At 75.1% G+C, this 13,059-nt stretch carries 15 protein-coding genes; 8 read left to right on the top strand and 7 right to left on the bottom strand.

The annotated features are described in order from the left end of the window. Positions 1 to 23: 23 nt before the first annotated feature. The 4 genes from OG989_RS12790 to OG989_RS12805 are packed head-to-tail and all read right to left on the bottom strand — an operon-like array spanning position 24 to position 3,042. Positions 24 to 566 (bottom strand): SOUL family heme-binding protein, encoded by a 543-nt coding sequence (locus OG989_RS12790; RefSeq protein ID WP_327030622.1) that lies wholly within the window; start codon positions 564 to 566, stop codon positions 24 to 26. A gap of 39 nt (positions 567 to 605) precedes the next feature. After that, positions 606 to 1,349 (bottom strand): YqeB family protein, encoded by a 744-nt coding sequence (locus OG989_RS12795; protein ID WP_151456984.1) that lies wholly within the window; start codon positions 1,347 to 1,349, stop codon positions 606 to 608. Between the two features lie 2 nt (positions 1,350 to 1,351). Next, positions 1,352 to 2,149: an ABC transporter permease subunit gene (locus OG989_RS12800; RefSeq protein WP_151456985.1), complete on the bottom strand. Its 798-nt coding sequence runs from the start codon at positions 2,147 to 2,149 to the stop codon at positions 1,352 to 1,354. Beyond that, positions 2,146 to 3,042: an ABC transporter ATP-binding protein gene (locus tag OG989_RS12805; protein ID WP_151456986.1), complete on the bottom strand. Its 897-nt coding sequence runs from the start codon at positions 3,040 to 3,042 to the stop codon at positions 2,146 to 2,148. Before OG989_RS12805 ends, OG989_RS12800 begins: the two co-directional genes overlap by 4 nt. 133 nt (positions 3,043 to 3,175) lie before the next feature. Between OG989_RS12805 and OG989_RS12810 the strand changes: the two genes are divergently transcribed. The 3 genes from OG989_RS12810 to OG989_RS12820 all read left to right on the top strand — a co-directional run bounded on the left by OG989_RS12810 (position 3,176) and on the right by OG989_RS12820 (position 5,661). After that, a complete protein-coding gene (locus OG989_RS12810; RefSeq protein ID WP_151456987.1) occupies positions 3,176 to 4,429 on the top strand; it encodes a sensor histidine kinase in 1,254 nt (417 codons plus the stop codon). Then, positions 4,408 to 5,118 carry a response regulator transcription factor gene (locus tag OG989_RS12815; protein WP_327031156.1) on the top strand — a complete coding sequence of 237 codons (711 nt, stop codon included), beginning with the start codon at positions 4,408 to 4,410 and terminating at the stop codon, positions 5,116 to 5,118. The genes OG989_RS12810 and OG989_RS12815 overlap by 22 nt, the downstream gene beginning before the upstream one ends. A 99-nt stretch (positions 5,119 to 5,217) precedes the next feature. Continuing rightward, the gene (locus tag OG989_RS12820; RefSeq protein WP_327030623.1) at positions 5,218 to 5,661 is read left to right on the top strand and encodes a hypothetical protein; all 444 of its coding nucleotides are present in this window, start codon (positions 5,218 to 5,220) and stop codon (positions 5,659 to 5,661) included. 215 nt (positions 5,662 to 5,876) lie between these two features. Here the strand turns inward: OG989_RS12820 and OG989_RS12825 are convergent, their stop codons facing one another. Then, positions 5,877 to 6,665, bottom strand: a complete 789-nt coding sequence (locus OG989_RS12825; RefSeq protein WP_151453595.1) for a D-Ala-D-Ala carboxypeptidase family metallohydrolase — start codon at positions 6,663 to 6,665, stop codon at positions 5,877 to 5,879. Between the two features lie 304 nt (positions 6,666 to 6,969). On the opposite strand from OG989_RS12825, the gene OG989_RS12830 reads away from it, so the two are divergent. Both OG989_RS12830 and OG989_RS12835 read left to right on the top strand, forming a co-directional pair. Then, positions 6,970 to 7,611 (top strand): DUF6642 family protein, encoded by a 642-nt coding sequence (locus OG989_RS12830; protein WP_151453596.1) that lies wholly within the window; start codon positions 6,970 to 6,972, stop codon positions 7,609 to 7,611. Positions 7,612 to 7,695: 84 nt separating this feature from the next. Then, a complete protein-coding gene (locus tag OG989_RS12835; protein WP_151453597.1) occupies positions 7,696 to 8,160 on the top strand; it encodes a PPOX class F420-dependent oxidoreductase in 465 nt (154 codons plus the stop codon). 39 nt (positions 8,161 to 8,199) lie between these two features. On the opposite strand, the gene OG989_RS12840 is transcribed toward OG989_RS12835, so the two are convergent. Beyond that, positions 8,200 to 8,841 (bottom strand): NAD(P)-dependent oxidoreductase, encoded by a 642-nt coding sequence (locus OG989_RS12840; protein WP_132233794.1) that lies wholly within the window; start codon positions 8,839 to 8,841, stop codon positions 8,200 to 8,202. 176 nt (positions 8,842 to 9,017) lie between these two features. Between OG989_RS12840 and OG989_RS12845 the strand changes: the two genes are divergently transcribed. Beyond that, positions 9,018 to 9,896: a hypothetical protein gene (locus OG989_RS12845; protein WP_327030624.1), complete on the top strand. Its 879-nt coding sequence runs from the start codon at positions 9,018 to 9,020 to the stop codon at positions 9,894 to 9,896. Between the two features lie 6 nt (positions 9,897 to 9,902). On the opposite strand, the gene OG989_RS12850 is transcribed toward OG989_RS12845, so the two are convergent. Then, a complete protein-coding gene (locus tag OG989_RS12850; protein WP_327030625.1) occupies positions 9,903 to 11,135 on the bottom strand; it encodes a serine hydrolase domain-containing protein in 1,233 nt (410 codons plus the stop codon). 79 nt (positions 11,136 to 11,214) lie between these two features. Here OG989_RS12850 and OG989_RS12855 point away from each other — a divergent pair, with 79 nt between their 5' ends. Both OG989_RS12855 and OG989_RS12860 read left to right on the top strand, forming a co-directional pair. Next, positions 11,215 to 11,808, top strand: a complete 594-nt coding sequence (locus tag OG989_RS12855; protein WP_151453600.1) for a pentapeptide repeat-containing protein — start codon at positions 11,215 to 11,217, stop codon at positions 11,806 to 11,808. Between the two features lie 201 nt (positions 11,809 to 12,009). Next, the gene (locus tag OG989_RS12860) at positions 12,010 to 12,978 is read left to right on the top strand and encodes a hypothetical protein (RefSeq protein ID WP_327030626.1); all 969 of its coding nucleotides are present in this window, start codon (positions 12,010 to 12,012) and stop codon (positions 12,976 to 12,978) included. Positions 12,979 to 13,059: the final 81 nt, after the last annotated feature.

The raw sequence follows: 13,059 nt of genomic DNA on the forward strand, positions 1-13,059 counted from the left end.
CGTGCCGGGCCGCGGCACCCGGCTCACTCGGCGATCGGCAGCACGACCTCGTTGTGGCGCAGGAACCACGGCTTCCACGGCGGATCGAAGCGGGCGTACCGGACCGCGCCGGTGGGGCGCAGCCCGGCCGCGGTGACCGCCCGGCCCAGCGCGGTCGCCCGCCGGTCGAACGCCCGGGCCGTCCAGCGGCCCGCGAAGCGCGTCGCGGCGGCGAGCTGTGCCGGGACCAACCGGGTGCGCACCCGGGGGTCCGCCGGCTCGGGCAGCGTGTCGGCGGTGAGGCCCGCCGGCATCACGAGCCACACCAGCCAGCGGCCCGGCCGGTCCCCCTCCTCCTGCACGAACGGGACCGTCATCGCGATCGTCTGCGAGCCCGTCTCCCGGTCGGTCGCCCGCCGCGCGCGGTTGGCACCGCGCAGGTACGCGCCCAGCGGCCGGAAGGCGTCCCGGGCGGCCTGCTCGAACGCGCCCTCCGCCCGCACCTCGGCGACCAGGTGGGCCGGGTAGCGGCGCAGCTCGAAGCCGGGGTGCCGGGCCACCACCCGGTACGGCTGCTGCTCGGTCATCGCGCGCTCCCCGTGCCCCGGGCCCCGTCGGGAGCAACGCTACCGGCCCTCGACCTCCGGCTCAGCCGAAGTCGCGTCCTCCGACCTGGTGCGCGGGGCGGCACGGGTCAGCCGCCAGTACTGCCGCCGGCCGTCGTCGCGGACCACCACCCCGGTGCGGCCCAGTTCGCCGCGCAGCTCCCGGGCCTCGCCACCCCGGTCGGCGTCGAGCGCCCGCTGCCGGGCCCGCAGCAGCGCGTCCGCGCCGGTCGGCAGCCCCGGCAGGTCCGGCACCCACCGCCGGTACGCGTCCCGGTGCGGGTCGCCGTCGGTCCACGGCCAGCCGTGCGTCCGGAAGGCGTCGCGCAGCCGGTCGACGGCCAGGTCCGACCGCTCCCGGACCAGTTCCTCGTCGTCCGCGCCGAGCAGCACCAGGTCCTTGCCGTCGACGAAGACGGCGCGCACCGGTCGCCGCCCGACCTGCCGGTCCTTGCGGTCGCGGCGCAGCCGGACCCGTTCGGTGTCGACGGTGACGGCGAGCCGTTCGGCGGTGCCGACGGCGGCGACCAGCAGGCCGCCCAGCGTGCCGACGGCCAGCCCGCCGATGCCGGCCTGCGGGTCCGGCAGCCGGGCGACCAGCTCGAACAGGTCCTGCGCGGGGGCCCAGGACAGCCCGGCGATCCACTCCGCGCCGGCGACGAGCAGCCACCCGGCGCCCGCGCCGAGTGCCGGGAACCCGCCCCAGAGGATCGCCAGTTCCGCCGCGCCGCCGTCGACGACGGTGGGCGCACCGTAGCCGTCCACCGTCAGGACACCTCGCGCCGCAGCGTGCGGATCAGCCCCGCGACCAGCGGCACGGCCAGCCAGACCAGCAGCGACACGGCGAACCGTCCCCACTGCCCGGCGGTGACGTCGGGCGTGAGCAGCGGCTCCATGGTGCGGCCCGTGTCCAGCCAGCCCGCCGGGCCGCGCAGCGGCCGGATCATCTCGCCGAGGATCGACCAGACGGTCGGCAGCAGCAGGTAGCCGACGATCGCCAGCGGGGTGTTGAGCAGCAGCAGGCCGAAGCCGGCCCCCATCAGCACGTTGGCCACCTGGAGCGCCACGGCGTGCAGCACCAGGGCCCACTCCATGCGCCAGGTGCCGGCGCCGCCGGTGGCCGCGGCGACGAGCGTGCCGGCGGCGGCCACGCCGAGGCTCACCAGCACCGACGCCAGGGCCGCCAGCACCATCGCGACCAGCTTCGCGACGATCACCCGGCCCCGCCGGGGCACCAGGGCGAACGTGGTGAGCGCCGTGCGCTGGGACCACTCCCCGGTGATCGACAGGATGCCCAGCACGGGCAGCAGCAGGCCGATCGGCAGCATCGAGGGGAGGAAGAAGTTGGGGAAGGTCTGCTCGGCGTCGTCCGACCAGATCAACTGGACCACCACGAGGGCGGCGGCGAGCAGCCCGATGGTGATCAGCAGCCAGAGCCCGGCCCGGGTGTCGACGAGCTTGCGCAGCTCCACGCCGGTGAGCCGGAGCAGCGACGGCCGGCGTACGCCGGAATGGCGCTGGGGCGCGGTGGTGGCGGGCGGGCTGGCGGTGGTGGCGGTGGTCATCGGACGGCCTCCTGGGTCGACGCGCCGGCGGTCAGGGTGAGGAAGAGCTGTTCCAGGCCGCCGCTGCCGGCGGACCGCAGTTCGGTGAGGGCGACGCCGGCGTCGGCGGCGGCCTGCCCGACCGCCTCGGCGTCGGCGTGGACCAGCAGCCCCTCGGTGCCCTCGGTGGCCGTCAGCCCGGCCCGCTCCAACGCGCCGCGCAGCGCCCCGCCGTCGCGGGCCCGCACCAGCGTCCCGCCGCCGGCCAGCAACTCGGCCTTGTCGCCCTGGGCCACGATCCGGCCGCCCCCGATGACCACCAGCTGGTCCGCGACCGCCTCCACCTCGCGCAGCAGGTGGGAGGAGAGCAGCACGGTGCCGCCCCGGTCGGCGAAGTCGCGCAGCAGGCCGCGCATCCAGAAGATCCCCTCCGGGTCCAGGCCGTTGGCCGGCTCGTCGAGGATCAGCACCCGGGGGTCGCCCAGCAGCGCGTGCGCGAGGCCGAGCCGCTGCCGCATCCCCAACGAGTACGCCCGGAGGCGGCGCTTCGCCGCGACCTCGTTCAGCCCGACCAGGTCGAGCTTGGTGGCGACCTGCCGGCGGTCCACGCCCATGGTGGCCGCGGCCACGGTCAGCGCCTCCCGCCCGGTGCGCCCGGCGTGCTGGGCCGAGGCGTCCAGCAGCACGCCGACCTCCCGCCCTGGGTTGGGCAGTTCCCGGTACGGCCGGCCGCCGACCGTCGCGCCGCCGCCGCTGGGCGGGGTGAGCCCGCAGATCATCCGCATGGTGGTGGACTTGCCGGCGCCGTTCGGTCCCAGGAAGCCGGTGACGGTGCCCGGCTCGCAGCGGAACGACACGTCGTCGACGGCGGTGTGCCGCCCGTACCGTTTGGTGAGGTGTTCCACGCTGATCATGCCGGCCACGCTGCCGGAGCCACCCGGTCGCGCGCTGCGGCCGACGGTCTCGTCCGGCGGCTACCTTGGTCGACGCCAGGGTCTCGACTTTGGTAGCTGGTCGGTTCGCCGGGCGGCTGCCTAGCATGGTCGCGTGACCAGTGCCGCCGTACCGGAGCACCCCTGGCTGCTGCCGGGGGCGCTGAGCGTCGATCCGGCGGCGCGGGTGGGGCGGGGGCCGCGTCGCACCACCCGCGACTGGGTGGTGGACGGCTTCTGCTTCCTGCTCTCCCTCGGCTGGGTCCTGCTCGCCACGGCCGACGCGGCCTCGGCCGACCCGGAGTTCGCCACGCCGCTGCCGCAGCGCTGGATGGTCCCGGTCGACGCCCTGCTCGGGCTCGCCTGCTGCGCGCTGATCTGGCTGCGGCGCCGGTGGCCGGTGGGGCTCGCCGTCGCGACCGTGCCGCTGACGCTGTTCTCGATGGCGGCGGCGATCCCGCTGCTGATCATCTACTTCACCGTGGTGGTGCACCGGCGCACGGCCGTCGCGCTGGGATTGACCGCCGCCGGCCTGGTCACCAACTTCGCCTTCAGCTACCTGCGCCCGGACCCGCAGATGCCGTACTGGGCGACCACCGTCTGGGGGGTGGTGCTCAGCCTCTCCGTGCTGGCGTGGGGGATGTTCGTCCGGGCCCGGCGGCAGCTCGTCGTGTCGCTGCGCGAGCGCGCCGAGCGGGCCGAGGCGGAGCAGCAGTTGCGGGTGGCGCAGGCCCGGCACCTGGAGCGCACCCGCATCGCCCGCGAGATGCACGACGTGCTGGCGCACCGGATCTCGCTGCTCAGCCTGCACGCCGGCGCGCTGGAGTTCCGGCCGGACGCGCCGCCGGAGGAGGTGGCGCGGGCGGCCGGGGTGATCCGGGGCAGCGCCCACGCCGCGTTGCAGGATCTGCGCGAGGTGATCGGGGTGCTCCGCGCGGAGACCACCGCCGAGGAGGATCCCGAGCGACCGCAGCCCACCCTGGGCGATCTGCCGGCGCTCGTCGAGGAGTCCCGGTCGGCCGGGGCGCGGATCGGCGTCCGCGAGGTGGTCACCTTGGCGGAACGGGTGCCCGCTGCGGTGGGGCGCAGCGTCTACCGGATCGTGCAGGAGGGGCTCACCAACGCCCGTAAGCACGCCGCCGGCGCGGCGGTCACCGTCGACGTGGCCGGCGCCCCCGGCGACGGGCTGACCGTGGAGATCCGCAACCGGTGGCCGGTCGGCGGCATCGCCGGCCCGGAGATCCCCGGCGCCGGCACCGGCCTGGTCGGCATCGCGGAGCGGGTCAGCCTGGCCGGCGGCCGGCTGGAGTACGGGCGGGACGACGCGGGCGACTTCCGGCTGGCCGCCTGGCTGCCGTGGCCGGCGTGAGCGGGCCGGGCCCCGACCCCGGCCGGCCGGTACGGGTGCTGCTCGTCGACGACGACGCGCTGGTGCGGGCCGGCCTGTCGATGATCCTCGGCGGGGTGCCGGACCTGCTCGTGGTCGGGGAGGCCGCCGACGGCAGCGAGGTGCCCGCCGCCGTGGCCGCCTGCGCGCCGGACGTGGTGCTGATGGACATCCGGATGCCCCGGCTCGACGGTCTCGCGGCCACCGAGGCGCTGCGCGCGTCGCCCGACCCGCCCGAGGTGCTGGTGCTGACCACCTTCGACGCCGACGAGCAGGTGCTCCGGGCGTTGCGGGCGGGGGCCGGCGGGTTCCTGCTCAAGGACACCCCGCCGGCCGAGATCGTGCGGGCGGTGCGCCGGGTGGCGGCGGGCGAGGCGATGCTCTCCCCGGCGGTGACCCGCCGGCTGATCGACCACGTGACCGCGCCGGGCGCGGCGGGCGGCCCCGACCCGCGCCGGGAGCGGGCGCTGCGGCAGCTCGCCGGGCTCAGCGACCGGGAACGCGAGGTCGCGGTGGCGCTCGGGCAGGGCCGGACGAACGCGGAGATCGCCGCCGAGCTGTTCATGAGCGTCGCGACCGTCAAGGCGTACGTGTCGCGGCTGCTGGTGAAGCTCGGCCTGAACAACCGGGTCCAGGTCGCCCTGCTGGTACACGACGCCGGCCTCGTCTGAGGCGCGATTGAACCTTCCGGGGGCGGGGGCCGTACCAGTCGCCGAGGATGCGGTGCGGCGGGTCAGCCGCACCGCTGCCGGAGCCACGGGAGGCCTGCCGTGCGGGTTGGTGAGCAGTCGACGGATCCCATCGACCAGATCCTGGGCGAGGTGCCGGTGCCGGCGCCCCTGACCCCCGAGGACGTCCGGCTCGCGGTCCGGGCGGTGGTGGTGCACGCCGCCGAGGAGTGGCCGGCCGGGCCGCTGTGCCGCAACGACGGCGCGACGTACCCGTGCCGGCTGCACCGCTGGGGCCGGCGGGTGCTGGCGCGGCACGGGCTCAACGAGCGACAGATCGACGCCCTGGTGCGGCACGGCAACCCCTTCGTGCACGTGCCGTTCCCGTTCACGGTGACCGGCCCCGCGCCGACCACCCGCGCACCACGTACCACCGGCGGGCACCCGGGCGGCCCGCGCGCGGTCGCGCCCGGCGCCCGTCCCGCCGCCCCCGCCCGGCCGGTGGCTCCCCCCGCCCCCGCGCCGCGCTGGCCCCGGGCGAGCTGAGCGGATTCGTCCGCCGGCGGGGCCGCCGGTCCCCGGCACGCCGGGCGGAGGTACGCCCGCTCGGCGGGACCCGGGGACACGACGCCGGCCCGGTGCGCGGGGTGGCACCCGCGCCCGGGCCGGCGTCGTCGTTCGTCCGGCTCTGCGTGGCCTGTCCGGACCGGCTCGGCGCGTGGTGCCTGTCCGCCCGGTTCGGCGTGGCCTGTCCGACCGGCTCAGTCGCGGCCGGCGCCGATGCCGCAGTCCGGCGCGGACCAGCTGGTGGTGTTCGAGGTGTCGTCGCTGTTGTTCTCCCGCCGCGAGTCCACGTGCACGTGGTCGTCGTGGTCCGGGTAACCGGGACCGTAGATCCCGCTGAAGCCCCGGTTGCGGGCGTCGCGGGCGATCTGGCACAGCGAGCTGGTGCGCGACACCACGTCGGCGGCGTTGCCGTAGAGGTGCTGGCTGTCGGACGCCCCGCCGACCTGGTTGTTGCAGGCGCGGCTGCGGAAACCGCTGCTGACGAGGAGGGGCTTGTCGCCGAGGCTGCGCCGCAACGCCTCCAGCTTCCACATCGTGCGCAGCGCGTTCTGCCGGGTCTGCGCGGCGGAGAGCGGACCGCCGCTCCAGCCCCCGCGACCGCAGCCGTCGTCCATCTCGCTGTAGCTGAAGTGCCGTGGCGTGCAGTCGTCGTCCTGGAGGTCGTAGAGCTTGCCGTACGTCTGCGGTCCGGCGATGCCGTCGGCGCGCAGCCCGTACGCGGCCTGGAACCGCTTGACCGCGGCGGCGGTCTTCGGTCCGTAGCGGCCGTCGTTCTCCACGATGTCCCGGTTGCCGGCCCACCCGGCGACCCGGATCTGCAACTGGCGGACGTCGTCGCCGGAGCGCCCCTGGTAGAGGTTGCGCTGCCACGTGTAGCAGCCGTCGGCATGGGCCGCTGGCGCGGCGACCACCGTGGCGACAGCGGCTGCCGGCAACGCCAGGGCGAATGCGACAGCCGCCCGTTTCAGGGTGTTAACGCGCACAGAAGTCCTCCCGATAGGAGTGGGAATGGGGTGGCATCCGGGACATCGGCCTGCCCGTCCCGCATTTCCACCCTGGCAGGCCGACGGATGGTTCGCGGCGATTAACGAGAATTGTCCTCACGATTCGCCGTTCCTGGGTGTTGCCTGGGCATTACGCGAATTGCGAAACGCCCATTGATCGGCAACAGGCCACAGGAAAGCGCGAACCGCACGCAAGGCCGCAGGTCGGCACGCGCCGGGTGATGTTCTCCCGCCGGCCCGACCCGGTAACGTCAGCGCCGGCGGGACCGGGGGAGGGGGCGGCATGGCACGTGGTGGCGTCTTCTGCATCGAGGGCCAGTGGCACCGCGACCTCAACGAGCGCGGCTCCGTCCTGCCCACCCTGGAACTGCTCGAACGGCTCGGGAAGATACGTTTCATCCACAAGGACGCGGCCACCCGCGACGAACTCTTCTACTTCGTCGACCGCTGGCTGCTCAAGCAGTACGCCGACCACCGGGTCGGCTTCTTCGCCATGCACGGGGAGCCGAGTCGGCTCTGCCTCACCGACTGGGAATCGGTGGCGCTCGCCGACGTCGCCGAGCTGATGGCGGGCCGCTGCGAGGGTCGGCGGCTCTATTTCGGCAGCTGTTCGGTGCTGCGCGCCTCCGACGCGGTGCTGCGGGACTTCCTCGACGCCACCGGAGCGGCCCTGATCTGCGGGTACACCCGGGAGGTGGACTGGGTCGAGTCGGCCGCCTTCGAGACCGTCCTGCTCGACGTGCTGGCCAACGGGCAGCGCCACAACGCCGCCGAGCTGCGGATGGGCTCCGCGCACTGGGCGCCCCTCGCCTCGTACCTCGGCTTCCGGGTGATCTACGCCAACGGCCGCGCCTGGCGGCCCTCGGTCCGCCCCCGGGTGCCGGCCCAGCCCGCCGCCAACCGCGCCGCCCCGCGACCCCGCTGAGGCCGCCGCGCGATCCCGGTGTGCGTCGGGCCCGTTCCGTCCGGTGCGGTCGCCGTGCGACGGAAGCCCTGGTAGGAACGAACGATGGCACGCAGCATCGCGACGAACACCCGGATCGACCGGGCCGGGCTGACCGAGTTCCTCCGACCGCGGCACCGGGTGGTGCTCATGACCACCCGCGCCGACGGTCGGCCGCAGTCGTCCCCGGTGTCCGCCGGGGTGGACGGCGAGGGCCGGTTGGTGATCTCCACCTATCCCGAGCGGGCCAAGGTCGCCAACATCCGCCGCGACCCACGGGTGTCGGCGTGCGTGCTCTCCGACGACTGGAACGGCCCGTGGGTGCAGCTCGACGGCACCGCCGAGGTGCTGGACCTGCCGGCGGCGCTGGAGCCGCTCGTGGAGTACTTCCGCTGCATCTCGGGCGAGCACCCGGACTGGGACGAGTACCGGGCGGCGATGGTCCGCCAGGGCAAGTCGCTGATCCGGGTCACCATCGACGCCTGGGGCCCGATCGCCACCGGCGGCTTCCCCGCCCGCCTCGCCGACTGATCCAGCGCCCACGGCACCGCTGCGGCCGCCCCGCGCCACTCAGTACGCGGCGGTGAAGCGGGCGTTCTCGTGACGCGGCTGTTCGATCTCGTCCACGATCGCCACCGCCAGGTCCTCGTAGCTGAGCACCGAGCGGCCCTCGTGGTCGGTCACCGGCTGGTCGCCGCCGGTGCGGTAGTGCCCGGTGCGCTCGCCCGGATGGAACTCCAGCGGCGGCGGCGAGACGTACGTCCAGGTCACCCCGTCGGCCGAGGAGCGGTAGAAGTCGAGGGCCTCGGCCTGCCCCCGCGCTGCCTCGCGGTACTCCTCGGGGAAGTCCGGCTCGTCGAGGTAGCGGGTGCCCTTCGGGGTGAGCAGGGTCGAGCCGCCGCCCACGTGGATGATCCGGGGCGCGGCCGGCATGCCGCGCAGCGCGCCGACCAGGTTGCGCGCCGCGTCGAGCCACAGGGCGTGCTCACCGCCGCCGATCGCCACCACCATGGCGTCCGTGTCGGGCGCCAGTTCCCGTACGCTCCGCTCGCTGGTGGCGTCCCCGGTGACCACCGTGACCGCCGGCGGCAGGTACGAGGTGGCCTCCGGCCGGCGCACCGCCGCGGTGACCCGGTGCCCCCGGCCCACCGCCTCGGCGGCGATCCGCGATCCCGCGGTGCCACCCGCGCCGAACACGACGATGTTGCTCATACCGCCTCCCGCCAGGCCCGTCCGGCCCGGCGGACGTGGCTCGTCTCCAGGCTATTGACCGGCGACATCGCGCGCTGGCGGACCGTGGATCCCGCGCGGCGCAACCGCCCCTTGCGTCGTCGCACGCTTCGGGGTGCACTGGTGTCGGACCGTGACGTTGGAGGCGGGGTGGCGCCATGACGGAGCAACGTGACCCGCCCGAAGCGCCGACCGGGCGTCCCGGTCCGGTGGAGGGGCAGTCGGAGGGGCCGAGGCCGGCCCGGTCCGACCGGGTGCGGGCACTGGTGCGCCGGCTCTCGCCTGCCGGGCCGCCCGCCGGCCGCTGGTTCGCCGGGGTCCTCGCGGCCGTCGTCACGGCGATGCTGACCGCCTGGCTCCTCGCCTGGGGACTCCTTCCCGTCACGCCCCCGCCGCCTCCGCCCGACCCCGACGCGCTGCCGTTCACGGTCGCGGTCCGCGTCGGCCACGACCCGCCGGACGGCTGGGTGGTCGAGGCGCCGTTGGCGCACGTCCCCGCACGGCCGGCCTGGTCGGAAGACTGGTCGCGGTGGGCCAGGGATGCCGCCGCAGTGCCGGCCTCCCGGCAGCACGTCTCCTTCACGGTGCAGGGGGTCGACGAGGCCCAGGTGACCCTCACCGACCTGCGGGTGCGGGTGGTGGCGCGGCGTCCCGCCCTGCGGGGCGTGTTCGCCGCCCCGGGCGGAGGCGGCCCGACGGCCTACCGGTGGGTCCACGCGACCCTGGACGAGGATCCTCCCCTGCTCACGGCCGGCCTGTTCGAGGAGGGCGAGGAGTTCGTCCCCGAGCACGAGCGCAGGGAGATCCGCTTCCCGTACCGGGTGTCCCTGTCCGACGCCGAGACGTTCCTCGTCATCGGCTACACGGAGAACTGCGACTGCGACTGGAAGGTCGAGGTGGACTGGGCTGCGCAGGGACGCATCGGCACCGTCACGGTCGACGACGCGGGACGCCCCTTCCGGGTCACCGGCACGACCGGGGTGCGCACGGAGTGCTGGACGTCCCCGGACGGGACGGAGGAGTGCCGGCAGCGGTGACCCGGCTCAGTCGACCAGGGCGGAGTAGACGAGCTGCCGCAGCTGCGGCCGGATCGGGTAGGTGCTCGACGGCATGAGCTGGGTGAAGAACAGGGCCGTGACCTCCTCGGCCGGGTCGACCCAGAAGGCCGTGCTCGCCACGCCGCCCCAGTAGTACTCGCCGGGGCTGCTCGGCACCCGGCTCGGCACGGGGTCGTCAACCACGGCGAAGCCGAGCCCGAAGCCGATCCCGTCGAGGGTGGTCTCGGCGAAGCCACCGGCGGAGAGGGTCTCCAGGTCCTGCCCGCCGGGCAGGTGGTTGCGGGTCATGAAGCGCACCGTGCGCGGCCCCAGCAGGCGGGCCCCGTCCAGCTCGCCGCCGCGCAGCAGCATCTGGGTGAACCGGTGGTAGTCGGCGGCGCTGGAGATCAGGCCACCGCCGCCGGAGAGCAGCAGCGGCTTCTCGTACGCCAGGGCGCCCAGCTTGTCGTAGCGGAACGCGCGGCCGGTGCGCGGGTCGGGCGCGTAGAGGGCGGCGAGCCGGTCGGCGGCGTCGCCCTCGGCCCACCAGTGCGTGTCGGTCATGCCCAGCGGGCGGAAGATCCGGTCGGCGAAGAAGGCGTCCAGGCTCTGCCCGGAGACCACCTCCACGAGCCGGCCGAGCACGTCGGTGGCGACCGAGTAGCCCCACGCGGTGCCGGGCTGGAACAGCAGCGGCAGCTCGCCGAACGCCTGGCAGGCCGTCGCCAGGTCGACGTCCGCCGGCGGGTACAGGTCGTAGCCGGCGGCCCGGTAGATGCCGTCGACCACCGAGGTCTGCATGAAGCCGTACGTCAGGCCGGCGGTGTGGGTGAGCAGGTGCCACACCCGGATCGGCTCGACCGCCGGCACCGTGAAGGGCTTGAGCGCCGAGCCCTTGGAGTAGACCCGCAGGTCCGCGAACTCGGGCAGCCACCGGCTGATCTCGTCGGTCAGCTCGAAGCGGCCCTCCTCCCACAGGATCATCGCGGCGACGGAGGTGACCGGCTTGGTCATCGAGTAGATGCGCCAGAGCGTGTCCGCCTCGACGGGCCTGCCCGCCTCCGCGTCGCGCAGCCCGTACGTCGACGAGTGGGCGATTTCGCCGCGGCGGGTGACCAGCACCTGCCAGCCGGCGAGGCGACCGTCGTCGACGTACCTGCCGAAGTGCTCGTCGATGCGCGCCAACCGCGCCGGGTCGAAGCCGATCTGGTCCGGGTCGATGCTGCGTGCCACACTCACGTCGCCGAAACTACTAGCCGGTACGCCTCGCCGGAAGGGGCAGCCCGCCGTTGTCCCAACACCTCGATAGCCTGGCCCGATGCCCGAGCTGACCGAGGACGAGACCTTCCGCAACGAGGACTGGTACGCCGAGGAGCTGGTGGACCGGCACTTCGTCCGCTGCACGTTCTTCGACGTCGACCTGTCCGAGGCGGTGAGCCGGGGCGCGGTCTTCGACGGCTGCACCTTCGGCAACACGCGCTTCAACTCCTCCCGGCACACCGACTCGGCCTTCACCCGCTGCACCTTCCAGCGGTGCAACCTCTTCGAGGCGGAGTTCACCGGCTGCAAGCTCGTGGGCAGCACCTTCACCCAGTGCGACCTGCGACCGCTGACGGTCGCCGGCGGCGACTGGTCGTTCGTCGCGCTGCCCGGGGCCGACCTGCGCGGGGTCCGCATCACGGACGTGCGGATGCGCGAGGCGGACCTGACCGGGGCCAACCTGACCGGGGCCACGGTGACCGGCGTCGACCTCTCCGCCGCGCAACTGCACCGCTGCCGGCTGACCGGGGCCGACCTGCGCGGCAGCGACCTGACCGCGCTCGACCCGACGGCGGTGGAGCGGGCCGGGGCGATCGTCGACGCCGCGCAGGCCATGGTGATCGCGCAGGCGCTGGGCTTCGAGATCCGCTGAGAGAGCCGACCCCGGGCGTCCGGATCGCCTGCCGGGCCGGCGGCACCGACCCGAGACCACCGTCCTGGTCGATGTCCGCTACCGTCCGGTGACGAACTGGACACGCCCGTCCGTCCGGCGCGACGGACGTGGCGGTGCGGGCGCGGGCCGCCCACAATGGACGTCCGCGTCCGGCCGGGGCCGGTGGGGAGTGGAGGGCCCGTGGCGGAGGAAGACCTCACCCGACAGCACATCCGGCCGTCGGGACACGGCGACCCGGCAGCCCCGCCCGGGACCCGGCAACCGCCCCTTCCGCCGGCCGGGCACACCCGCACCTGCCTGCGGCGGCTGGCCCGGGCCAGGCAGCGCCGCCGGTGGGCCGTCGAGGGGATCGCCGTGGTCGCCTGCCTGGTCGCCCTCGTGTCGTACCTGACCGCCGGCGACCCCGAGCCGGGCGGGGAGACCGTCGGCGACGTACCGGCGGACGCCGGCCGGCCGAGCGGCTTTCCCGGGGTGGAGGGGCGCGACCTCGACGCCGGCCTGGTCTCGCCCGGGCTGCGGCCCCGGCAGCGTCCGCCGAGCCCGTCCCCGACGCCACCCACGCCACCCACGCCACCCACGCCGTCGACGTCGGCGCCACCGGTGCGGGCGGTGCTCGCCGCCAGCATGGCCGAGGCGCCGGGCGAGGTCGACCTGACCACGGTGGGCCGCCGCGACTGGCTCCACTGGGGCCTGCGCGGCGCGGAGTCGACGGTCCGCAAGCGCGGCGGCTCCGGCGAGATCCGCGACGAGGGCGGCACCGGCCGGCGGGGCGGCTGGGACGACAACCAGGAGAGCTTCAGCTGGCGTGACGGCAGCCCGGTGGCGTCGGCGAGCGGTTCGCCGCACGGGGTCTACCGGTGCGGCGCCGGCAGCGGCTTCACGCTCGCGGTGGCCGCCGACGGCCAGGCGCGCACCGTCCGGCTGTACGGCGGGGTGTGGATGGCCCGGGGCCGGCTGGACGCCCGCCTGTCCGTCGGTGGTCCGAGCCGGACCCTGCGGATCGAGGACCGGCACACCAGCCGGTCCACCGAGTTCACCATCCGGTTCCAGGCGCCGAAGGGCAGCCGGCTGGTGCTGACCTGGACGGTGGAGCAGGCGTTCAGTGACGACTGCGGCAACGTCGGCGTCCAGGCGGTCGCGCTGGGATGACCCGGGTGCCCGGGCGGCCCCGTTCGCCCGGCGACCGGCCGCTGCCCGGAGTAGCGTGATCGCGACGACCGGGTGCGCGAG

It is taken from the genome of Micromonospora sp. NBC_01740 (genome assembly GCF_035920365.1).
GTDB classification, from domain to species: domain Bacteria; phylum Actinomycetota; class Actinomycetes; order Mycobacteriales; family Micromonosporaceae; genus Micromonospora; species Micromonospora reichwaldensis.